This window comes from Modestobacter sp. SSW1-42, from assembly GCF_046635825.1.
In the GTDB taxonomy this organism is placed as follows: domain Bacteria; phylum Actinomycetota; class Actinomycetes; order Mycobacteriales; family Geodermatophilaceae; genus Modestobacter.
The window spans coordinates 79,891-100,342 of the sequence record NZ_JBISCA010000004.1 but is presented as its reverse complement, the minus strand read 5'-3'; the positions used below and the strand labels follow the sequence as shown (position 1 = coordinate 100,342).

The 20,452-nt window shown below is 75.3% G+C and carries 17 protein-coding genes; 8 read left to right on the top strand and 9 right to left on the bottom strand.

Features of this window, described 5'->3' with window-relative positions:
- Positions 1–2 precede the first annotated feature (2 nt).
- The 5 genes from ACGBYP_RS14795 to serS form a co-directional block, all read right to left on the bottom strand.
- Complete coding sequence (locus tag ACGBYP_RS14795) at positions 3–2,828, bottom strand: PAS domain S-box protein (protein ID WP_411585362.1); 2,826 nt, start codon at positions 2,826–2,828, stop codon at positions 3–5.
- A 185-nt stretch (positions 2,829–3,013) separates the two neighbouring features.
- On the bottom strand, positions 3,014–4,663 hold the full coding sequence (locus ACGBYP_RS14790) for a methyl-accepting chemotaxis protein (protein ID WP_411585360.1): 1,650 nt from the start codon (positions 4,661–4,663) through the stop codon (positions 3,014–3,016).
- Between the two features lie 120 nt (positions 4,664–4,783).
- The gene (locus ACGBYP_RS14785; RefSeq protein WP_411585358.1) at positions 4,784–5,593 is read right to left on the bottom strand and encodes an HAD family hydrolase; all 810 of its coding nucleotides are present in this window, start codon (positions 5,591–5,593) and stop codon (positions 4,784–4,786) included.
- Positions 5,586–6,569, bottom strand: a complete 984-nt coding sequence (locus ACGBYP_RS14780; RefSeq protein WP_411585357.1) for an HAD family hydrolase — start codon at positions 6,567–6,569, stop codon at positions 5,586–5,588. Before ACGBYP_RS14780 ends, ACGBYP_RS14785 begins: the two co-directional genes overlap by 8 nt.
- On the bottom strand, positions 6,566–7,870 hold the full coding sequence (gene serS, locus ACGBYP_RS14775) for a serine--tRNA ligase (protein ID WP_411585356.1): 1,305 nt from the start codon (positions 7,868–7,870) through the stop codon (positions 6,566–6,568). The genes ACGBYP_RS14780 and serS overlap by 4 nt, the downstream gene beginning before the upstream one ends.
- Before the next feature lie 193 nt (positions 7,871–8,063).
- Here serS and ACGBYP_RS14770 point away from each other — a divergent pair, with 193 nt between their 5' ends.
- The 3 genes from ACGBYP_RS14770 to ACGBYP_RS14760 are packed head-to-tail and all read left to right on the top strand — an operon-like array spanning position 8,064 to position 10,191.
- Positions 8,064–9,494 carry a GuaB1 family IMP dehydrogenase-related protein gene (locus tag ACGBYP_RS14770; RefSeq protein ID WP_411585354.1) on the top strand — a complete coding sequence of 477 codons (1,431 nt, stop codon included), beginning with the start codon at positions 8,064–8,066 and terminating at the stop codon, positions 9,492–9,494.
- Complete coding sequence (locus tag ACGBYP_RS14765; protein WP_411585353.1) at positions 9,491–9,838, top strand: metallopeptidase family protein; 348 nt, start codon at positions 9,491–9,493, stop codon at positions 9,836–9,838. The genes ACGBYP_RS14770 and ACGBYP_RS14765 overlap by 4 nt, the downstream gene beginning before the upstream one ends.
- A 14-nt stretch (positions 9,839–9,852) precedes the next feature.
- Positions 9,853–10,191 carry a GroES family chaperonin gene (locus ACGBYP_RS14760; RefSeq protein WP_411585351.1) on the top strand — a complete coding sequence of 113 codons (339 nt, stop codon included), beginning with the start codon at positions 9,853–9,855 and terminating at the stop codon, positions 10,189–10,191.
- On the opposite strand, the gene ACGBYP_RS14755 is transcribed toward ACGBYP_RS14760, so the two are convergent.
- Entirely contained in the window at positions 10,182–10,712 is a 531-nt protein-coding gene (locus tag ACGBYP_RS14755; protein WP_411585349.1) for a MerR family transcriptional regulator, read from the bottom strand. The two genes, ACGBYP_RS14760 and ACGBYP_RS14755, sit on opposite strands and share 10 nt — an antisense overlap.
- Positions 10,713–10,722: 10 nt before the next feature.
- A complete protein-coding gene (locus ACGBYP_RS14750; protein ID WP_411585347.1) occupies positions 10,723–11,745 on the bottom strand; it encodes an NAD(P)-dependent alcohol dehydrogenase in 1,023 nt (340 codons plus the stop codon).
- 272 nt (positions 11,746–12,017) lie between these two features.
- On the opposite strand from ACGBYP_RS14750, the gene ACGBYP_RS14745 reads away from it, so the two are divergent.
- A complete protein-coding gene (locus ACGBYP_RS14745; RefSeq protein ID WP_411585345.1) occupies positions 12,018–12,371 on the top strand; it encodes a hypothetical protein in 354 nt (117 codons plus the stop codon).
- A 114-nt stretch (positions 12,372–12,485) separates the two neighbouring features.
- Here ACGBYP_RS14745 and ACGBYP_RS14740 read toward each other — a convergent pair whose 3' ends face one another.
- Positions 12,486–13,421 carry a quinone oxidoreductase family protein gene (locus ACGBYP_RS14740; protein WP_411585343.1) on the bottom strand — a complete coding sequence of 312 codons (936 nt, stop codon included), beginning with the start codon at positions 13,419–13,421 and terminating at the stop codon, positions 12,486–12,488.
- Between the two features lie 143 nt (positions 13,422–13,564).
- Positions 13,565–14,533 carry a prephenate dehydratase gene (gene pheA / locus ACGBYP_RS14735; protein ID WP_411585341.1) on the bottom strand — a complete coding sequence of 323 codons (969 nt, stop codon included), beginning with the start codon at positions 14,531–14,533 and terminating at the stop codon, positions 13,565–13,567.
- 125 nt (positions 14,534–14,658) lie between these two features.
- On the opposite strand from pheA, the gene ACGBYP_RS14730 reads away from it, so the two are divergent.
- The 4 genes from ACGBYP_RS14730 (at position 14,659) to ACGBYP_RS14715 (ending at position 20,439) form a co-directional block, all read left to right on the top strand.
- Positions 14,659–16,422: a diguanylate cyclase gene (locus tag ACGBYP_RS14730; RefSeq protein ID WP_411585340.1), complete on the top strand. Its 1,764-nt coding sequence runs from the start codon at positions 14,659–14,661 to the stop codon at positions 16,420–16,422.
- A 104-nt stretch (positions 16,423–16,526) separates the two neighbouring features.
- Positions 16,527–19,331: a diguanylate cyclase domain-containing protein gene (locus tag ACGBYP_RS14725; RefSeq protein ID WP_411585338.1), complete on the top strand. Its 2,805-nt coding sequence runs from the start codon at positions 16,527–16,529 to the stop codon at positions 19,329–19,331.
- Positions 19,332–19,548: 217 nt separating this feature from the next.
- Positions 19,549–20,148: a TMEM165/GDT1 family protein gene (locus ACGBYP_RS14720; protein WP_411585336.1), complete on the top strand. Its 600-nt coding sequence runs from the start codon at positions 19,549–19,551 to the stop codon at positions 20,146–20,148.
- A gap of 27 nt (positions 20,149–20,175) precedes the next feature.
- On the top strand, positions 20,176–20,439 hold the full coding sequence (locus tag ACGBYP_RS14715; RefSeq protein ID WP_411585334.1) for a hypothetical protein: 264 nt from the start codon (positions 20,176–20,178) through the stop codon (positions 20,437–20,439).
- Positions 20,440–20,452: the final 13 nt, after the last annotated feature.

The following is a 20,452-nucleotide window of genomic DNA, read 5'->3' as shown; positions in this document are numbered from 1 at the left end:
GATCAGTCCGCGGCGGCGAGCTGGGCGATGAGCTCGTCGACCTCGCGGGAGGCCGCCTGCTGCTGGTGGGTGGACTCCGAGATGGACAGGATCGTCTCGTTGGTGCGGGTGACGCTGCTGACGATCCGCTCGAAGGCGTTCTCCGCCCGCTTGGACACCTCCGACCCCTGGGACACCCGCTCGGCCGACTCCTCGATCAGCTTGCCGATCTGCTGGGAGGCGGTGAACGAGCGCTCGGCCAGCTTGCGCACCTCCCCGGCGACGATGGAGAAGCCGACGCCGTGCTCCCCGGCCCGGGCTGCCTCGATCGAGGCGTTGAAGGCCAGCAGGTTGGTCTGGTTGGCGATCTCGCCCATGACCCGGACGATCTCGGTGATCGAGTTGGACGACTTCTGGATCAGCGCGATGGCCTCCAGCGAGGCGCGCAGCGCCTCCACGCCCTGCCGGGCGTTGTCCTGGGTCTCCGCGGCCAGCCCGGTCGCGGTCTGGGAGCTGCGGGCGATGTCCTCGATGGACGCCGACAGGTGGCGCACGGAGGCGGTCATCTCCTTGGTGCCCAGCGCGATCCGCCGTTCCCGCTCGACGTCCGCGGTGACGTCGTAGGCGAACTTGACGACCTTGAAGGGCTGGCCGGTCAGGTCGAGGATCGGGTTGTAGGTGGCCTGGATGTGCACGTCGCGGCCGTACTTGCCCTTGCGGTGGAAACGGCCGGCCAGCACCTCGCCCGCGCCGAGCCGGATCCAGAAGTCGCGGTACTCGGGCGAGCGGATGTAGTCGTCGTCGCAGAACTCGCTGTGGTGGTGGCCGACGACCTCGCGCCGCGAGTAGCCCATGGTGCGCAGGAAGTTGTCGTTGGCGGCCAGGACGTTGCCCTCGAGGTCGAACTCGATGACCGCCTGGGCGCGGTCCACCGCGTTGACCCGCGCCTCGATCTCGGCGCTGCGCAGCTTGGCCGCGGTGACGTCGAAGGCGAACTTGACCACCTTGAAGGGCCGGCCCTGGTCGTCCAGGATCGGGTTGTAGGTGGCCTGGATCCACACGTCGCGGCCGTTCTTGTGGATGCGGCGGTACTCGCCGGTGTGGAAGTCGCCGCTGGACAGCTTCTCCCAGAACTCCCGGTAGGCCTCGGTGCCGGTGTAGACGGGGTCGCAGAAGATCCGGTGGTGCTTGCCCTGCACCTCGGCGAGCGTGTAGCCCAGCGCGTCGAGGAAGTTGCTGTTGGCGGTGATGATCGTGCCGTCCAGGCTGAACTCGATCACCGCCTGGGCGCGCTCGATCGCCGTCACCTTGCCGGTGAACTCGGCGTTCTGCCGCTTCACCCGGGTGACGTCGGTGGCGAACTCGACCACCTTCACGACCCGGCCGGAGTCGTCGAGGATCGGGTTGTAGGTGGCCTGCAGCCACACCTCGCGCCCCTCCCTGTCCCGGCGCCGGAACTCCCCGGACTCGTAGTGGCCCTGGCCCAGGCGCTCCCAGAACTCGGCGTACTCGCCGGAGGCGGCGTAGCCGGGCTCGCAGAACATCCGGTGGTGCTTGCCCCGGATCTCCGACAGCGGGTACCCCATCGTGTCGACGAAGTTCTGGTTGGCCGTGAGCACCCGGCCGGACAGGTCGAACTCGATGACCGCCTGGGCACGCTCGATGGCCGCGACCTTGCCGCGGGCCTCCGCGCCGGCGAACTTCGCGTCGGTGATGTCGCTAGCGAACTTGACGATCTTGATCGGCTTGCCGGTGTCGTCGAGGATCGGGTTGTAGGTGGCCTGCAGCCACACCTCGCGGCCGTCCTTGGCCAGCCGCTTGAACTCCCCGGCCTCGTAGGCGCCGCTGGCCAGCCGCGCCCAGAACTCCTCGTACTCGGCGCTGCTGGCCAGGGTGGGCTCGCAGAAGACGCGGTGGTGCCGGCCCACGACCTCGTGCAGGGCGTAGCCCATCGTCTCCAGGAAGTTGGCGTTCGCGCTCAGCACGGTGCCGTCGGTCTTGAACTCGATGACGGCCTGCGCCCGGTCGATGGCGGCGACCTTGCCCCGGGACTCCACGTCGGCCAGCCGCGCGACGGTGATGTCGCTGGCGAACTTGACCACCTTCAGCGGGTGGCCGTCGTCGTCGAGGATCGGGTTGTAGGTCGCCTGCAGCCACACCTCGCGGCCGCCCTTGGCCAGCCGCTTGTAGACCCCGCCCTCGAACTGGCCCGACCCCAGCCGCTGCCAGAAGTCGGCGTACTCGACGGTGGCGGCCACGGCCGGCTCGACGAACATGCGGTGGTGCTTGCCCCGCACCTCGGCCAGCGTGTAGCCCATCGCGTCGAGGAAGTTGCGGTTGGCGGTGAGCACGGTGCCGTCGAGGGCGAACTCGATGACCGCCTGCGAGCGGTCCAGCGCGACGGCCTGGCTCTGCCGCTCGAGCGCGGCGACCTTCCCCTCGGTGATGTCGGTGGCCAGCACGACGACCTTCACCGGCCGGCCGGAGGAGTCCGGGACCGGGATGTAGGAGCCGCGCAGCCAGACCTCGCGGCCGCCCTTGGCCATCCGCTTGACGACCACGCCCGCGTCGACCTCGCCGGCGGCCATCCGCTCCCAGAAGGCGGCGTACTCGGCCGACGCGGCGTGCGCCGGCTCGCAGACCATCCGGTGGTGCCGGCCGACCAGCTCCTCGGCGGAGTACCCCATGATGTCGAGGTACTGCTGGTTGGCCATCAGCACGGTGCCGTCGAGCGCGAGCTCGACCATCGCGGACGAGTCGCGCATGGCGACCGCGATGCGCCGCAGCTCGGCGACGTCGTCGGGCGCGGCCGCGGCCGGCGTGGGGGCCGGGACGGGTCGATCGGGCATGGGAACCTCCGGGCGGGCACGGGTGACGACGTCCGGCCGCGTCGTCGACCGGTGTTCGTCCTCCTCATCGGCAGTCCCGCGGGGCGGATGACCGGTTCCGGGGTGTTCCCGTCGCGCACAACGGGAACGGGCCCCGGCGCAGTGCGCCGGGGCCCGTCCGTGCCCGCCGCCGGGGCGGGGGGGGGTCACACGGTGAAGCGGCTCACCGCCGACTGGAGCTCGTCGCTCATCCGGGACAGCTCGGCGGCCGACCGCTGGGCCTCGGTGACCCGCTGGGTGGTCTCGGCCGACCCGGCGGCGAGCCCGGTGATGGCGGTGGCGATGCTGCGGGAGCTGCCGGCCGCCTCGGCGACGTTGCGGTTCATCTCGTTGGTGGTCGCCGTCTGCTCCTCGACCGCCGCGGCGATGGTCGCCTGGTAGTCGTTGATCTGGCCGATCACGGTGCTGATCTCCCCGATCGCTGCGACCGCGCCGGCGGTGTCGGCCTGGATCGCCTCGACCCGGCGGGAGATGTCCTCGGTCGCCCGGGCGGTCTCCTGCGCCAGCTCCTTGACCTCGCTGGCCACGACCGCGAAGCCCTTGCCGGCCTCCCCGGCCCGCGCGGCCTCGATCGTGGCGTTGAGCGCCAGCAGGTTGGTCTGCTCGGCGATGCCGTTGATCAGCTTCACCACCGTGGCGATCTCCTGCGAGGAGTCACCGAGCTTGCCGACCGTGCGGGTCGTCGTCTCCGCGACGCTCACCGCCTGGCCGGCCACCCGGCTGGCCTCGCTGGCGTTCTGGGAGATCTCCCGGATCGCGGCCTCCATCTGCTGCGACCCCGTCGCGACCGTGTCGACGCTGGAGGCGACCTCACCGGCGGAGGCGACGACCACATCGGCCTGGCCGGCGGCGCTGCGCGCGTTCTGCGCCATCGACTCCGCACCCGCGTTGAGCTGGAGGGAGGCGGTCGCCAGGCGGCCGGCGGAGTCGTTGACCAGGGTCAGCACGCCCCCGAGGGCGTCCAGCGTCTCGTCGAGGGACTCCGCGACCTGCCCGAGCTCGGCGCCGCCGGTCCGGCCGGCCCGGACCCGCAGGTCCCCGGCGGTCACCTGCGCGAGCACCTCGCGGATGCGCTCGACCGGCCCGGTCACGCTGCGGGCGACCAGCACGGCCAGCGCGATCGACAGGGCCAGGCCGAGGGCCACGACGACGAGGGTGACCGTTCGGGCGGAGGAGTAGGCGTCCCGCGCGCTCTCCGCGGTGGCCGAGGTCAGGGCGCCCTGCGCCTCGCTGGCGGTGTTGAGGGCGGCGACCGCGTCGGCCTCGGCCCGCTGCAGGTCGGGGAGCAGCCGGCCGAAGGCGCTCATGTCCCCGCTCTGCGCGGCGGTGGCCATGGTCGCGGACGTGTCGTCGAAGGTCGTGACCGCCGCGACGAACGCCTCGTAGGCGAGGCGGGTGTCCGCGGCCAGCGGCTCGTCCGCGAGGTCGCCCACCAGGGCGTCCATCGCCGCCCGGGCGGCGTTGCCCTGCTCGGTCGCCGAGGCCACGACCTCCGGCGCCAGCCCGGCCGACCGGGCCCGGGACGTGGCGGCCTGCCACTCCCAGTACAGCGAACGGACCGTGAGCACGTCCCGCAGCGGGACGGCGCCTTCGGTGTAGACGCTCTCCGCCCGGTCGCTCAGCGCCGACATCCGGGAGATCCCGAAGGCGCCGACCCCGAGCGTGGCCAGGGCCACCGTCAGGAAGGCGGCCAGCAGCCGGCCACGCAGGCCGATCCGGTCGACGATGCTGACCCCGGGTGCACCCGCCGGGTCCTGGGGGTGCGTGCTGGGGACCTCGGTCCGCGCGGCGTCCATCAAGCGAGTGCCCTTCGTGGCGACGGGCGCACGCTGCGCCCACGTGCCCCCAGGGATCGGCAGGCCGCGGACGGAGTGGAGCCGCAACACCCCCACGAGTGCTGCGGCGTCCCACCCGGCTCAGCGGTGCAGCGACGCCAGGAAGACCGCGACTCCGTCGGCGGTGTGCGCGTCGGTGACGTCGGTGGCCGCGGCCAGCACGTCCGGGTGGGCGTTGGCCATCGCCACCGCGCGGCCCCCGCCCTCGCGCACCCAGTCGAAGGCGGCCAGGTCGTTGGGCATGTCGCCGAAGTAGACGACGTCGGCCGGGCCGAGCCCCCGCTCGGCGGCGACCCGGGCCAGCCCGGTCGCCTTGGTGACGCCGCGGGCGGAGATCTCGGCCAGCGCGTCGGTGGAGGAGTTGGTGACGGTGGCCGTGTCGCCGACGATCTCGGCGACCATCTCGACGAACACGTCCCGGGGCACGTCCTCGTGCCGGGCCAGCAGCTTGGCCACCGGCTGGGCGACCATCTCCTCCAGCGTGGCGACCGAGACGCCAGGGGCGTCGACGTCCCAGCGCGGCTGGTAGACCGGCTCGTGCCGGAACTGGTCGCCGTACTCGACGGCGAACCAGGTGCCCGGCTCGCGGCGCCGGAGCTCGCCGGTGACCTCGCGGAGCACGTCGGTGCCCACCGGGTGCTCGTCCAGGACGGTGAACGGCTCGAGGTCCAGCAGCACCGCACCGTTGCAGCACACCGCCAGGCCGCTGCCCAGCTGCTCGCGGATGCCCAGCATCCAGCGCGGCGGGCGGCCGGTCGCGAGCAGCAGCGGCACGCCGGCCTCGGCCCAGCGGCCCAGCTCGGCCAGCGTCGCGTCGGTGATGACCTCGTCCGGGCCCAGCAGTGTGCCGTCGATGTCGCTGACGATCAGCGACGGGCGCCAGTCAGCCACGGACGCCGCCCAGGGCGAGGAGGGCCTCCAGGTAGCGGGCGACGCCGTCGGCGTCGTGACCGCTGGTGCGGTCGTCGGCCGCGGCCAGGACGGCGGGGTGCGCGTTGGCCATCGCCACCGCGCGCCCTCCGGCGGCGGTGACCGCCTCGATCATCGGCAGGTCGTTGGGCATGTCGCCGAAGACCAGCACGTCGCCGAACCCCAGGCCCAGGTCGTCGAGGACGACGGCGATGCCGGTGGCCTTGGTGACCCCGGGAGGCAGCACCTCGATGAAGCCCAGCCCGGCGTGGGTCAGCTCGGCGTCCTGCGGGTCGACGACGGTGCGGGCCAGGGCGACCAGTTCGTCCTCGGCCAGCCGGGGCGAGCGCAGGAAGACCTTGAGCACCGCGCCGACGGGGAGCACCTCGTGCCGCGGCAGCAGGTGGGCGGGCTCGGGGTAGGGCCAGTCGAAGCCGTGCTGCACGCGCAGCGGACGCAGCGCCTCGGTCTGCTCGGCGGCGTCCTCGACGGCCACGACCAGTTCGCCGGTGACCTCCTCGATGGCGTCGATGACCCGGGTCGCCACCTCGCGCGGCATGCCCACCGTGCGCAGCACCTCGTCGGGCGCGCCGCCGGTGCCGAACCGGACGACGTACCCGCCCTGGGCCAGGACGGCCGTGCCCTGACCGCCCAGCGCCTCCCGGACGCTCTCCAGCAGCCGGGGCCCGCGACCGGTGGCGCCGGTCACCGGCAGCCCGGCGGCGCGGCAGGCGGCGACGGCCGCGTGCGTGCGCGGGCTGACCGCACCCGTGGCGTCCAGCAGGGTCCCGTCCATGTCGCTGATCACGACCCGGGGCCGCCAGCCGTCCAGCCGGGCGCCGAGGTCGCCCAGGTCGACGACCTCCCGGGCCAGGGCCGCTCCCGCCGGCGCGGTCAGGCCGCCGCCGGTCGGGACACCACGCACCGGGGCGCCGCCGTCCGGCCGGGGACCGCTCACGCGGGCAGGCCCGGCGCGGCGACCGCGGCCAGCGACATGCCGGGGGTGAGCACGGCGTGCCCGCCCAGCCAGGGGCGCAGCGCGGCGGGCACGTGCACCGAGCCGTCGGCCTGCTGGTGCACCTCGAGCAGGCAGGCGATGGTGCGGGCGATGGCGCACAGCGTGCCGTTGAGCGTGGCCAGCGGCTGCGGCTTGCCGTCGGCGTCGCGCGAGCGGATGGCCAGCCGGCGGGACTGGAAGGTGGTGCAGTCCGAGGTGCTGGTCAGCTCGCGGTAGGCGCCCTGGCTGGGGAACCACGCCTCGATGTCGAACTTGCGGGCCGCGCTGGTGCCCAGGTCGCCGGCGGCGATGTCGACCACCCGGTAGGGCAGCTCGAGCAGCTGGAGGAACTCCTCCTCCCACTGCAGCAGCCGGCGGTGCTCGGCCTCGGCGTCCTCGGGAGCGCAGAAGCTGAACATCTCGACCTTGTCGAACCAGTGCACGCGGATGATGCCGCGGGTGTCCTTGCCGTAGGAGCCGGCCTCGCGGCGGAAGCAGGACGACCAGCCGGCGTAGCGGCGGGGCCCGGCGGAGAGGTCGAGCACCTCCTTGCTGTGCATCCCGGCCAGCGCCACCTCCGACGTCCCGACCAGGTAAAGGTCGTCGCGCTCGACCCGGTAGATCTCCTCGTCGTGCTCGCCGGTGAAGCCGGTGCCCTCCATCGCCTCGGGCTTGACCAGCGCCGGGGCGATCACGGGGGTGAAGCCGGCGGCCACCGCGCGGGTGATCGCCAACTGGGCGAGGGCGAACTCCAGCAGCGCGCCGGGGCCGGTGAGGAAGTAGAAGCGGGCGCCGGAGACCTTCGCGCCGCGCTCCATGTCGATCGCGCCGAGGGCCTCACCGATCTGCAGGTGGTCGCGCACCTCGAAGTCGTAGGTGGGCACCTCGCCCACGGTGCGCAGCGTGACCGCGTCGTCCTCACCGCCCGGCGGCACGTCGGGGTGGACGACGTTGGGGATGCGCAGGTGCGCCTGGCGCAGGACCTCGTCAGCAGCGCGCTCGGCCTCCTCGGCCTCCTTCACCGCGGCGGCCAGCGCCTTCGCCTTCTCCAGGATCGCGGGCCGCTCCTCCTTCGAGGCGCCGCGGACGGCCAGCGAGGCGGCCTTCTGCTCGCCGCGGAGGTCGTCGGCGGCCTTGACCGCGGCCCGCCGATCGGCGTCGGCGGACAGCAGGGCGTCGACCAGGGACTCGTCGGCGCCCCGGGCACGCTGGCTGGCGCGGACGAGGTCGGGGTTCTCGCGGACGAGGCGCAGGTCGATCACGCCTGTGATCGTAGGTGGCCCCGCGTCCCGCGCCCCGGCCACGGACCCGTCGGCCGCGCGGGTCGACCCCCCTCGCCGGACGTGGAGCCGCGCCGTGGCCCGGCTCCACGTCCGGCCGGGCGGCTCGACCCGGACCACGGCGCCGGGGGACGACGGGGTCCCCCGGCCACCGGGCGCCTGGGACACTGGGGCCATGCGCTTCCTCGGTGACCGCCGTCCCGACCACGACCTGACCTACGCCGACGTCTTCATGGTGCCGGGGCACTCGACGGTCGGGTCCCGGCTCGAGGTCGACCTGACCACGCCGGACCGGGTGGGCACCACGATCCCGGTCGTGGTGGCCAACATGACGGCGATCTCGGGACGCCGGATGGCCGAGACCGTCGCCCGGCGCGGCGGCGTCGCGGTGCTGCCGCAGGACATCCCGGTCGACGTGATCGGCGAGGTCGTCTCCTGGATCAAGGACCGGCACCCGGTCTACGACACCCCGATCACCCTGGGCCGCACCGCCACGGTGTCCGAGGCGCTGTCGCTGATGGGCAAGCGCGCGCACGGCGTGGTGGTCGTCGTCGACGGCGGGCGCCCGGTCGGCGTCGTCACCGACGGCGCCTGCCAGGACGTCGACCGGTTCACCCAGCTGTCGGAGGTCATGACCCCCGATCCGCTGACCATCCCCGCGGGCACCGACCTGCCCAAGGTCTTCGACGTGCTGTCCGAGGAGCGGGTCCAGGCCGCACCCGTGGTCGACGGCGACCAGCTGGTCGGCCTCATCACCCGCAAGGGCGCGCTGCGCTCGGCGATCTACGCCCCGGCGCTCGACGCCGGCGGCCGGCTGCTCACCTCCGCCGCCGTCGGCATCAACGGCGACGTGGCGGGCAAGGCCGAGGCGCTGCTGGCGCACGGGGTCGACGTCCTCGTGGTCGACACCGCCCACGGCCACCAGGACAAGGCGATCGAGGCCGTGCGCGCCGTCCGTGCCGTGGCCGGGTCGGTGCCGGTGGTGGCCGGCAACGTGGTCACCGCCGAGGGCACCCGCGACCTGGTCGAGGCCGGCGCGGACGTCGTGAAGGTCGGGGTCGGCCCGGGCGCGATGTGCACCACCCGGATGATGACCGGCGTCGGCCGGCCGCAGTTCTCCGCCGTCGAGGAGTGCGCCGCCGCCGCCCGCGAGCTGGGCAGGCACGTCTGGGCCGACGGCGGGGTCCGGCACCCCCGCGACGTGGCGCTGGCGCTGGCCGCGGGCGCGGCGAACGTGATGGTCGGCTCCTGGTTCGCTGGCACCTACGAGAGCGCCGGCGACCTCTACGAGGACGGCGGGCGGCGCTACAAGGAGAGCTTCGGCATGGCCTCGGCCCGCGCGGTGAAGGCCCGCACCTCGTCGCAGAGCGGCTTCGACCGGGCCCGCGCCGGGCTGTTCGAGGAGGGCATCAGCTCCTCGCGGATGTACCTCGACCCGGCCCGCCCGGGCGTCGAGGACCTCGTCGACGGGATCGTGGCCGGGGTGCGGTCCTCGGCGACCTACGCCGGCGCGCGCACCATCGACGAGCTGCACGAGCGCGCGGTGCTGGGGGTGCAGAGCGCGGCCGGCTACGAGGAGGGCCGCCCGATGCCCACCAGCTGGTGAACGCCCTCCCGCTGGCCCGCTTCGAGGAGCTGGTCGCCGACGCCCTCGACGAGGTGCCGCCGCAGCTGATGGCCCTGCTCGACAACGTCGTCGTCCTGGTCGAGGACCGGCACCCCGAGGAGCCGGACCTGCTGGGCGTCTACGAGGGCTTCGCGCTGACCGAGCGCGGCGCCGACTACGGCGGCACGCTGCCGGACCGGATCATGGTCTACCGCGAGGCCATCTGCGAGATCTGCGAGGACGAGGACGAGGTCGCCGAGGAGGTCACCATCACCGTCGTCCACGAGATCGCGCACCACTTCGGCATCGACGAGGACAAGCTCCACGCCCTCGGCTGGGGATGAGTAGCGTCGTGGACGTGAGTGAGGACGCCGCCCGGACGACCGGCTCGCTGCCGATCAAGATGCTGCACGACCGCCTGCTGGTCTCCCTGCGCAAGGAGGACGGAGACCGCCGGTCCAGTGGCGGCATCCTGATCCCGGCCACCGCGCAGGTCGCCAAGCGCCTGGTCTGGGGCGAGGCCCGCGGGGTCGGCCCCAACGTCCGGCAGGTCAAGGTCGGCGACCGGGTGCTGTTCTCCCCGGAGGACCAGCACGAGGTCGAGGTGCACGGCGAGGACCTGGTGATCCTGCGCGAGCGCGACGTGCACGCCGTCGCCGCCGAGCGGATCGAGGAGTCGACCGGCCTCTACCTCTGACGAAGGACCCCCTCGCCCCCCACCACTCGCAAGCTCGCGGCGGGCCCCTGCGAGGGGGCCGACGGGGGCAGCAGCCCGGTCAGCAGGCCGTCGGCGCGCACCTGGTCGACCAGGTCCGGGGACAGCTCGTCCTCGCAGTCCAGGCCGCGCGCGATGAGCCGGCGGTAGGTCGCGATCTTGGCCCGCACCACCGCCAGGTCGTCCTGCAGCTCGGCCAGCCGCTGCTCGATCGCCCCGCACTGCCGCTCCAGCAGCGCCATCCGCTCGGGGTGGTGGGCCAGCTCGCCGCCGCCGGCCTCGATGAACTGCCGCACCTCGGCCACCGGCATCCCGGTGCGGCGCAGCGCCTGCACGAGCCGGATGAACCGCAGCGCCCCCGGCGGGTAGCGACGCTGGCCGCCGGCGTTGCGCTCGACCAGCGGCAGCAGCCCCTCGCGCTCGTACCAGCGCAGCGTGTCGATGCTCAGCCCGGTCTCCTCGGAGACCTGCCGGATGCCGAGGGTGTCCGGGGACGCGACCATGCCCCTCACGCTAGAGCGCCAGCACGAACCGGTACCGGACGTCGTTGCGGGCCAGCCGCTCGAACGCGGTGTTCACCTGGTCGAACGGCAGCACCTCGACGTCGGCGGTCAGGCCGTGCTCGCCGCAGAAGTCGAGCATCGCCTGCGTCTCGGCGGTGCCGCCGGAGCCGGAGACGGTGAGCGAGCGGCCGAGCAGGCCCATCGGGGAGACCGTGTAGCTCTCCGGCAGGCCGAGCACGCACAGCGTCCCGTCCAGCCGGAGCACGCCCAGGTAGGGGCCGAGGTCGTGCGCGCCGGAGGCGGTGTCGAGCACGAAGTCCAGCCGCCCGGCGACCGCGGCCATCGCCTCCGCGTCGGTGGACAGGACGACGTCGTGCGCGCCCAGCGCCCGGGCGTCGTCCGCCTTGGCCGCCGAGGTGGTGAACACCGTGACCCGCGCGCCCAGCGCGACGGCGAACACCACCGCGAGGTGACCCAGCCCACCGAGCCCGACGACGCCCACCTCCGTGCCTCGCCCCACCCCGGCGCGGCGGAGCGGTGACCAGGTGGTGACCCCGGCACACATCAGCGGTGCGGCCGCGGCCGGGTCGAGCCCGGCGGGCAGCGCGTAGACGAAGGAGTCCCGGACGACGTACTCGGTCGAGTACGCGCCCCGGGTCGGGCTGCCGTCGCGCAGGTCGCGCCCGCCGTAGGTGGTGGCCGGGAACTGACGGCAGTAGGGCTCGCGGTGGGCCAGGCAGTTGTCGCACTCGCCGCACGAGTCGACGATGTTGCCGACGGCGACCGCGTCACCCACGGCGAAGCGGGTGACGTCGGCCCCGACCGCGGTGACCTCGCCGGTGAACTCGTGCCCGGGCACCAGCGGCGGCGCACCGGCGGGCAGTCCGTCGACGGCGTGCAGGTCGCTGTGGCAGACGCCGACGTGGGTCACCCGGACGGCGACGTCGTCGGCCCGCAGGTCGCGGCGGGTGAACACGATGGGCCGCAGGGGCTCGGCCGGTGCGTACGCGGCGAAGCCGGTGACTGTCCTCATGGCCGCGACGCTAGGAGCTGGAGTGCACTCCAGCGCAAGCTCGGCGGGGGCTGCGCCGCGGCGAGGTCCGGTGCCAGGTGGCCCCGGGCCGGTCGACGTCGTCGGGCGCCCCGGCTGCTCCCCGGTGATGACACAGTGTCCGGACCCGGCCGGGCACGAGCATCGAGGAGGCCCACGTGCGTCAGGGCGGAGCGACAGCAGCGCCCCTGGTCCTCCTGGCGCTGGGTGCCCTGGTGTCGTGCTCCCCCGCTCCCGTCGACCGGGTCCGTCCCGTGGCCGAGACGGGCCAGGACGACCTGCGCGAGTACCGCGTCGAGGTCGCCGGGGACACCCACGCACCACTCGCCTGGGTCGACGGGGGCGGGTACCTGGCGGTCACCACCAGCGGCAGCTCCAGCTGCCCGCACGGACCGGGCTCCCTGACGGTGACCGCGCCGCAGCGCCTGACCGTGGAGATGGTGGAGCTGCGCCCTGGCCAGGGAGCGTGCACCGCCGACCTGGCGCCCCACGTGACCATCGTCGAGGTGCCCGACGGGCTCGACCCCACCCGCCCGGTCATCGCGGTGCTCGACTGGGGAGAGGAGTCGCCGGAGGACACCGACGTGGTCCTCGACCCGGTGGGCTGATCGGCGGACCCGCCCGGGTTGCCCGGTCGTGGAGCCAGAGGTGGCCCGCGGCCTCGGCGGAGGCGGGCGACGGCGCGGGCCTCGTCCGACCCGGCGACCGACCCGGCGCGGCCGTCAGGGCAGCAGCGCGAGCTTCCCGCCGGGGTGGCCACCGGCCAGCAGCTCCAGGGCGGCCCGCGCCTCGGTCAGCGGGAAGGTGCGCGCGACCGGCACCACCAGCTCCCCGTCCGCGGCCAGCTCGACCAGCCGGGCCCGCACGGAGTCCCGGAACGCCTTGCTGGCCGGCATCGCGCCGCGGATGGCCCGGATGCCGTCGCGCTCGGCCCGGCCCATCGCGGCGATGGTGACGATCCGCTGCCGGTCGGCGACCAGCTCCAGCGAGACGTCGACGGCCTCGTCGGTGCCCACGGCGTCCAGCGCGGCGGCCACCCCCTCGGGCGCCAGCGCGCGCACCCGGTCGGCCAGCCCGTCGCCGTAGCGCACCGGTTCGCCCCCGAACCGGCGGACGACGTCGGCGCTGCCCTCCCCCGCCGTGCCGACCACCCGGGCGCCGAGCAGCGCCGCCTGCTGGAGCACGCTCACCCCGACCGCGCCCGACGCGCCGTGCAGCAGCACCGTGTCACCCTCCCGCACGCCTGACACGTGCAGCATCTCCGCCGCCGTCGTCCCGGCGAGCAGCAGGTTCGCCGCCTCCTCGGGAGCGAGCGCCGGCGGCCGGGCGAAGACCGCGGACGCCGGCACAGTGACCTCGGTGGCGTAGCCGCCGCTGATCCGGAAGGCGAGCACCTCGTCGCCGACCTCGCCGCCGCCGGAGGCGATCTCGGTGTCCGGGCCGAGCGCGGTGACCCGCCCGGCCACCTCGTAGCCGATCGCGATCGGCAGCTGGTCGCGGTCACCGGGCCGGGCGACGTGCTTGGAGTCGGCGGGGTTCATGCCCGCGGCGGTCACCGCGATCGTCACCTCACCGGGGCCGGGCGCCGGGACGTCGACGTCCACCAGCCGGAACACGTCGAGCCCGCCGAAGTCCGTCGCCACCCAGTGCTGCGCCATGCGCTCCCCGTGCCCGGGACGGCGACCGGGCGAACCCCTCGCTGTCGACGTGACGGATCGGTCCGCCAGGGGGTTTGCCCAGCGTCCTCGGGGCGGCACACTGGGTGACCGTGGCGGTGATCAGCACAGGTGAGGAGCGGGCGTCAGCCCGCCGCACCCTCGCGCACCCGGGCCAGCCAGGCCTGCGCATCGGCGAAGGCGGCGTCGCCGACCCGCTCGGCGACCGGCTTGCCGGCCAGCGCGTCGGCCCGCGGGTAGGAGCCCAGGAAGCGCACCTCCGCCGACAGCCGGTGCAGCGCCGCCAGCGCGTCGCCCACCCGGGCGTCGGCCACGTGGCCCTCGCAGTCGATGGAGAACGAGTAGACGCCCAGCCGCTCGCGGGTCGGCCGGGACTCGATCCGGGTGAGGCTGATCCCCCGCACGGCGAACTCGGTGAGCAGGTCGAGCAGGGCGCCGGTGCGGTCGGGCACGACGGCGGTGACGGTCGTCTTGTCCGCGCCGGTGGACGGCGGCAGCGCCCCCGGGCGCTCGACGAGCACGAAGCGGGTGACCGCGCCGGGGTGGTCGGCCAGGTCGGTCGCCAGCGCCGTCAGGCCGTACCGCTCGGCGGCGATGGCCGCGCAGACGGCGGCGTCGTGCTCACCGGCGGCGACCCGGCGGGCGGCGTCGGCGGTCGAGGACGTCGGGAGGACGTCGGCGCCGGGGAGCAGCCCGGCGAGCCGGCCGCGGGTCTGCGCCAGCGCGTGCGGGTGGCTGGCCACGGTGCGCACGTCGGCCAGCGCCACCCCGGGCCGGACGGCGAGCACGAAGCCCACCTCCAGGAACACCTCGCGAGTGACCACCAGGGGGGCGCCGTCGACCAGGCCGTCCATGGTGGCCGGGACCGAGCCCTCGACCGAGTTCTCCAGCGGCACCAGGGCCGCGGCGCACTCGCCGGCCCGGACGGACTCCAGCGCCGCGGGGATGCTCGCCGCCGGGCGGTCCTCCCCCTCGGCCGGGGCGGCCGTCCCCAGCGCGGCCACGAGGATGCGGAGCGCGGCCTCGGCGAAGGTACCCTCGGGCCCCAGATAGGCGAACCTCGTCGGCGCTGTGCTGCGAACTGCACTCGGCATCCGGTGAGGGTAGTGCGGCCGTACCGGGTCCCGGCTCCTGCCGGGCGCCCGTTGCGGGGGGAGCTGCCTCGTCACCGGCAGGGCACGTGTGCGTCGCGGCCCGTGATCGCTGAGTGGAGGGACGCGTGACCCCGGGAACCCGGACCGTCGACGAGGACCTCGCCACCGCCCGCTGGCGGCTGCTGGCCGCCAGCGGCACCGAGCACGCGCACGTCTTCGCCGCCGAGCTGGCCGCCTCCGGCGGCGTCCTGGCCGGCGCCGACGAGCCCTGCTGGCGGGCCTGGTCGGCGGCCTTCAGCGGGCGCGCCGCGCTGCTGTCCGGCGACCGGGACGGCGCCGGCGAGTGCGTCACCGTGGCGCGGGCGGAGCTGGAGCGCTGCCTGCCCACCGCCGAGCACGCCCTGGGACTGGCCTACCTGGCGCACCTGGAGGCGGTCGCGGACCGCTTCGACGCCGCCCTGCACCTGGCCGTCGACGCCAGCCTGCTCGCCGACCAGGTCGCCCCCGAGGCGCCCAGCCGGCAGCTGCACCAGGCGCACCTGTGGCTGTCGATGGCGCTGACCCGGCTCGACCTCGAGGAGCTCGCGATCGACCAGGCGCTGGCCGGCGCCCGGGTCGCGGCCGCCCTGCCCGACCTCGGCGACCGGTGGCAGCTGTTGCGGCTGGCCGCCCAGCAGCACGCCGAGCTGGCCCAGACCGTGCACCGTCGCGGCGACCTGCCGCGCTCCCGCGAGCTCGCCGCGGTCGCCCTGCGCTGCGCGACCGCGGCCCGCGAGCTGGCGTGGGAGCCCTCCGACGACGACCTGGACCTGCTCGACGTCGTCCAGGCCTGGGCGCTGACCCTGGCCGGCCGGCTCGACGACGCCCTCCCCCCGCTGCGGCGGGTGCAGCGGCACCTGACCACCGGCGAGGTGCGCACCTGGCTCACCGGCTACACCGACCTGGTGCTGGCCCGGCTGCTGTCGAAGCGGTGCGCGGTCGACCTGGACCCCGACCACCCGCAGGGCGACGAGGCGGTGCAGCGGCTGGTGACGGCCTCCGGCGCCTTCGCCGCGGTCGGCGACCGGCGGCGGTACCGGCAGTGCCTGCTCGAGCTCGGCCAGGCCAGCGCCGCGCTGGGCCACACCACCGAGGCGCTGCACTGGCTGGAGGCCTACCGGGCCGAGACCAGCCGCACGCACCTGTACGGGCGCGAGCTGTGGGCGGAGATGTTCGTGCGGCGCAGCCGGCTGCGCGAGGCCGAGCGGCAGACCGCGGTGCTCCGCCGGCACGCCCTCGAGGACACCCTCACCGGGCTGGGCAACCGGCGCAGCGCCGAGCACCGGATGGACGACCTCAGGATCGGCCGGGAGCCGGTGTCGCTGGCCGTGGTCGACGTCGACGGGTTCAAGTCGGTCAACGACGAGAACTCCCACCAGCACGGCGACGAGGTGCTGCGCCGGGTGGCCGAGCTGCTGCGCCGGCACAGCCGCACCGGTGACGAGGTCTTCCGCTGGGCCGGTGACGAGTTCGTCGTCGTCCTGCCCGACACCACCCAGGCGCAGGCCGTCGTCGCCATGGAGCGGCTGCGCACCGCCATCGCCGACGCCGACTGGGGCGACATGGGCGTCCCGGTGCGGGTGACGGTGAGCATCGGCGTGGCCAGCGCCAGCCCCGACGGCGCGACCGGCCCGCGGTCGTGGCGCGAGCTGTTCGAGAACGCCGACCTGCACCTGTTCGGCGCCAAGAGCAGCGGCCGCAACCGGGTGCGCGCCGCGCTCGGCGGCACCCGCCCCCCGGCGGCGGTGGCGCGGCCGGCCGGGTCGATCGACGAGCTGGTCGCCGAGGTGCTCAGCACCTCGGCCCGCCGGCCCGGCTGGGCCTTCGAGGACGGCGAGGTCGCCTCGTGAGCCTGCTGCGCCCTCGTGGGGCGGGTGAGGCGGGTGTGCGGCGGCGCCGTAGCGGTCCGACCCCGGGGCGTGACAGCGCGCCGCTCACCGGGCAGAGTGCCCTCGTGCCACCCGGTCCCCTGCACCAGCAGGTGAGCTCAGCCCTGGCCAGCTGGCAGCTCGACAGCGCCGAGGCGCTGCTCCGCGAGGTCGAGGGCGAGGTCACCGCCGCCGACCGGGCCGCCGCCCCGCTGACGTCGCTGGCCCGCGCCTGGGCCGACACCCTGCGCGCCGAGCTGCTGGTGCGCCGGCTGCGGCTGGCCGGCTACTCACTGCTCGGCGACCCGCTCGTCGACGGCGGCCCCGAGCAGGAGGGCCCGCTCGACCTGCACGGCGACACCGGCCCGCTCTCCGACGTGCCCGTCGACCGCGACACCCGGTCCGAGTCGGCCACCCACGCCGCGCTGGCGATCTCGCTGGTGCGTTCGGCCCGCGCGGCCTTCGACGCCCAGGACGACGACCTGCAGCGCGCCGCCGGCCTGGCCCGGCACGCGCGCATCGAGCTGCTGTCCCGCCGCGTCGACGCCGCGATGGACGAGGCGGTCGAGGCCGCCAGCCTGCTCGACCCGGGCCTGCCGCCCAGCCCGCTGCTGGTGCACACGCTGGGCTCGCTGGCCGCCGTCCTGGCCGACCTCGAACTCATGCCGCTGGCCCTGGACTACCAGCGCCGCGCCGCCGACGTCGCCGCCGGCCTGGCCGGCCGCGCGACCGACGACGACGACCCCGCCGACCGGGAGCTGCTCGCGGCGCTGGCCGGGGAGACCTCCACCCGGCTGGCCGCGCTGTGCGCCGAGGTCGGCGAGGGCCTCCTGGAGGACGGCGGCACCGAGGCCGCCGCCCCGCACTTCGCCGAGGCCCGCGACCTCGCCGTCCGGGCGCTGGACCAGCTGCCGCCCACCGACGCCGGCGTGCTCGACGCCCGGGTCGTGCACGGCTGGGCGCTGGTCGGGCTGGGCGAGCACGACGCCGCGGCGTCGGTGCTGCGCACGGTCGTCGGGCGCACGGGCGAGGACCGGGCGCTGCTGGCCTCCGCCGAGCTCGGCCTCGGGCGCGCGCTGCGCCGGGGCGGCGACCCCCGGGCCGCCGACGACCACCTGGCCACCGCCCTCACGCTCGCCACCGAGCACGGCCTGCCGCGGCTGCGCCGGGCCGCGCTGCGCGAGCTGTGCACGCTGCACGCCGACCTCGACGACGCCGCCCGGGCACTGCCCTACCTGCAGGCCTACCTCGCCGACGAGCTGGACCGGGTCGACGAGCGGCGCACCCGCTGGGTCGAGCTGTTCGGCCGGCGCAAGAGCCTGCTGGAGACCGAGCGGGCCGCCGGGCAGCTGCGCCGGCAGGCCTACGAGGACCCGCTGACCCACCTGCCCAACCGCCGCTACGCCGAGGCGCGCCTCGACGGCCTGCTGTCGGCCGGGTCCGCCCCGGCGCTCGCGGTCGTCGACATCGACCGGTTCAAGGCGATCAACGACGCCGCCGGCCACCCGGGCGGTGACGCGGTGCTGCGCGCGGTCGGCCAGCTGCTGGTCGAGGGCTGCCGCGGCAACGACGAGGTGTGCCGCTGGGCCGGCGACGAGTTCGTCATCCTGCTGCCCGACACCACCGCCGAGCAGGCCGAGCGGGCGATGGAGCGCATCCGCCGCTCCATCGCCGCGCACGACTGGTCGGCGCTGGGCGTGAGCGTGCCGGTGCGGATCAGCGTCGGCATCGCCCAGGCCGCGCGCGGCGACGACCGGCGCACCCTGTTCGCCGCCGCCGACGGCGTCCTCTACGACGCCAAGCGGGCCGGCCGCGACCGCGTCGTCCGACTGTCGGGGGTCACCCAGACCCGGGCCGCCGAGGACACCGCGGCCACGATCGAGGGCACCGCGGGCGCGGCCGTCGACACGCCGATCGAGGCGGCGGTGGAGGCGGTCGCGGCGCCTATCGTCGGCGGCGTGACGGTCTCCCCGCGGTTCGACGGCCCCGACGAGCACGACGGCGACCCCGCCGACGCGGCCGGTGGCTTCGCCGGCCTGCTGGTCGAGCCCGACGACGAGTCCCCCGCCGAGGCGACCGGTCCCGCGCCCGTCGACGGGCAGGCCCGCACCCGCACCCCGCTCGACGAGCTGTTCGGTGGGCCGCTGCGCCGCCCCGCCGGGCGACGGATCGGTCCGGCCGAGCCGGCTCCCGCGGCTGCCGAGCCGGTGCCCGCCGCACCCGTGGGCCCGCCGGTCACCCCGCCCGCGCCGGTGGCCCGTGAGCTCGGCGTGCCCGCCGGCCCGGACGTCATCTGGGGCACCGGCCGCAGCACCGAGCAGGTCCTGGCGCTGGTGCGCGAGGCGCGCCGCGACCACCCCGACCACCCGGCGGTCGTCGTCCGCGCCAGCGCCGACACCCTCGTCGCGCTGGCCAGCGAGCACGACGCGTACACGACCATGGACGCCGCGGCGATGTCGGCCGCGGTCGGCCCGGTGCCCGAGCCGCGCGGCCGGGTCGGCGTGCTGTGCGCCAGCAGCGGCGACACCCCGATCGCCGCGGAGGCCGCCTTCGTCGCCCGGGTGAGCGGCGCCGACGTCGTCCGGGTGGACGACGTCGGCGGCAGCCGCATCCGCCCGCTGCTGGCCGACCCCGCGCTGCTCACCGACGTCGACTGCCTGGTCGTCGTCGCGGGCCTGGACGCCGCGCTGGCCAGCGTGGTCAGCGGGCTGACCGAGGTGCCGGTGGTCGCCGTCCCGACGTCGGCGGGGGCCGGCGCCTCCTTCGGCGGGTTCGGCGCGCTGCTGACCATGCTCAACTCCGCCGCCCCCGGCGTGGTCGTCAGCAGCATCGACAACGGCTGGTCGGCCGGGGTGTTCGCCGCCCGCATCGCCCGCCGCACCGCGCGCTGAACCGGGCGCCCGACGACGTCGGGTAGGCTCGCGGGCGAGAAGGGGAGTAGCCCCCCGACCGTTGGTCGACATGCTGGCGCGCTCGCGCGCCCGGTCAACGGGCCCGCACCGGTGCGGGTGGGCGAGACCTTCGACCCTGCAGACACCCCTCGGTGCTGCCGGTCGAAGGCAGCCCTGTGCCCTCGCCCGGTGGCGCGCGCACAGAGAAGAGCTCCCCGTGGTCCTGTCGGTCGTGCTGGCCGCCTTCGTGCTGATCCTGCCCGTCGAGCTGCCGGACAAGACGCTCTTCGCCACCCTGGTGCTGGCCACCCGGTTCCCACCGCTGCCGGTGTTCGTCGGCGTCGGCGCGGCGTTCGGCCTGCAGACCGCCATCGCGGTCACCGCGGGCAGCCTGCTGTCGCTGCTGCCGGGGGCGCTGGTCAGCGGCGTCGTCGCGGTGCTGTTCCTCATCGGCGCGGTGCTGCTGTGGCGGGAGGCGCGGTCCGGTGGGGAGGACGCCGGCGAGGCGGTCCAGCCGCGGGAGCGCACCTCGTTCGTGCGCGCGGCCGCGATCTCCTTCGGCGTCCTGTTCGCCGCCGAGTGGGGCGACCTGTCCCAGCTGGCCACCGCGGGGCTGGCGGCCCGCTACGCCGAGCCGGTGTCGGTGTTCGTCGGTTCCTGGGCCGCGCTGCTGGTGATCTCCGGGCTGGCCGCCTTCCTGGGCCGCAAGCTGGCCGACCGGCTGCCGCTCGCGCTGCTGCACCGGGTCGCCGCGGGGCTGTTCGTGGTGTTCGCTGCGGTCGCGCTGGTCGAGACCGTCCGGGCGCTGGCAGGCTGACGCCGGCCCCGACGCGAGAGGAGCCCGATGGACAGCGACGACGCCGTCCGCATGCTGGCCGCCGCGCACGCGCGGCAGGACCGGCGGCGGTACGCGACCGTGCACGCCCGGCTGCACCCCGGTGAGCCGCTGCCGCCCGAGCCGCGACGCAGCCGGGAGGTCGAGGCCTTCGGCCGGGCGTTCCGCGCCTGGATGCGGCTGCGCACGTCCGCCGAGCGCGCCGCGACCGCCGCGACCGTCGTGGCCGCGGAGGACGCCGCCCTCGCCCAGGCCCGCTCGCTGCCCGACTGAGCCGGCGGCCACC

Excerpts from the sequence above, each read along its gene's own strand:
- ACGBYP_RS14795 (WP_411585362.1), bottom strand. The coding sequence starts at position 2,828 with ATGCCCGATCGACCCGTCCCGGCCCCCACGCCGGCCGCGGCCGCGCCC.
- ACGBYP_RS14740 (WP_411585343.1), bottom strand. The coding sequence starts at position 13,421 with ATGGCGCAGCACTGGGTGGCGACGGACTTCGGCGGGCTCGACGTGTTC.
- ACGBYP_RS14770 (WP_411585354.1), top strand. The coding sequence starts at position 8,064 with ATGCGCTTCCTCGGTGACCGCCGTCCCGACCACGACCTGACCTACGCC.
- ACGBYP_RS14715 (WP_411585334.1), top strand. The coding sequence starts at position 20,176 with ATGGACAGCGACGACGCCGTCCGCATGCTGGCCGCCGCGCACGCGCGG.
- ACGBYP_RS14755 (WP_411585349.1), bottom strand. The coding sequence starts at position 10,712 with ATGGTCGCGTCCCCGGACACCCTCGGCATCCGGCAGGTCTCCGAGGAG.
- ACGBYP_RS14750 (WP_411585347.1), bottom strand. The coding sequence starts at position 11,745 with ATGAGGACAGTCACCGGCTTCGCCGCGTACGCACCGGCCGAGCCCCTG.
- ACGBYP_RS14790 (WP_411585360.1), bottom strand. The coding sequence starts at position 4,663 with ATGGACGCCGCGCGGACCGAGGTCCCCAGCACGCACCCCCAGGACCCG.
- pheA (WP_411585341.1), bottom strand. The coding sequence starts at position 14,533 with ATGCCGAGTGCAGTTCGCAGCACAGCGCCGACGAGGTTCGCCTATCTG.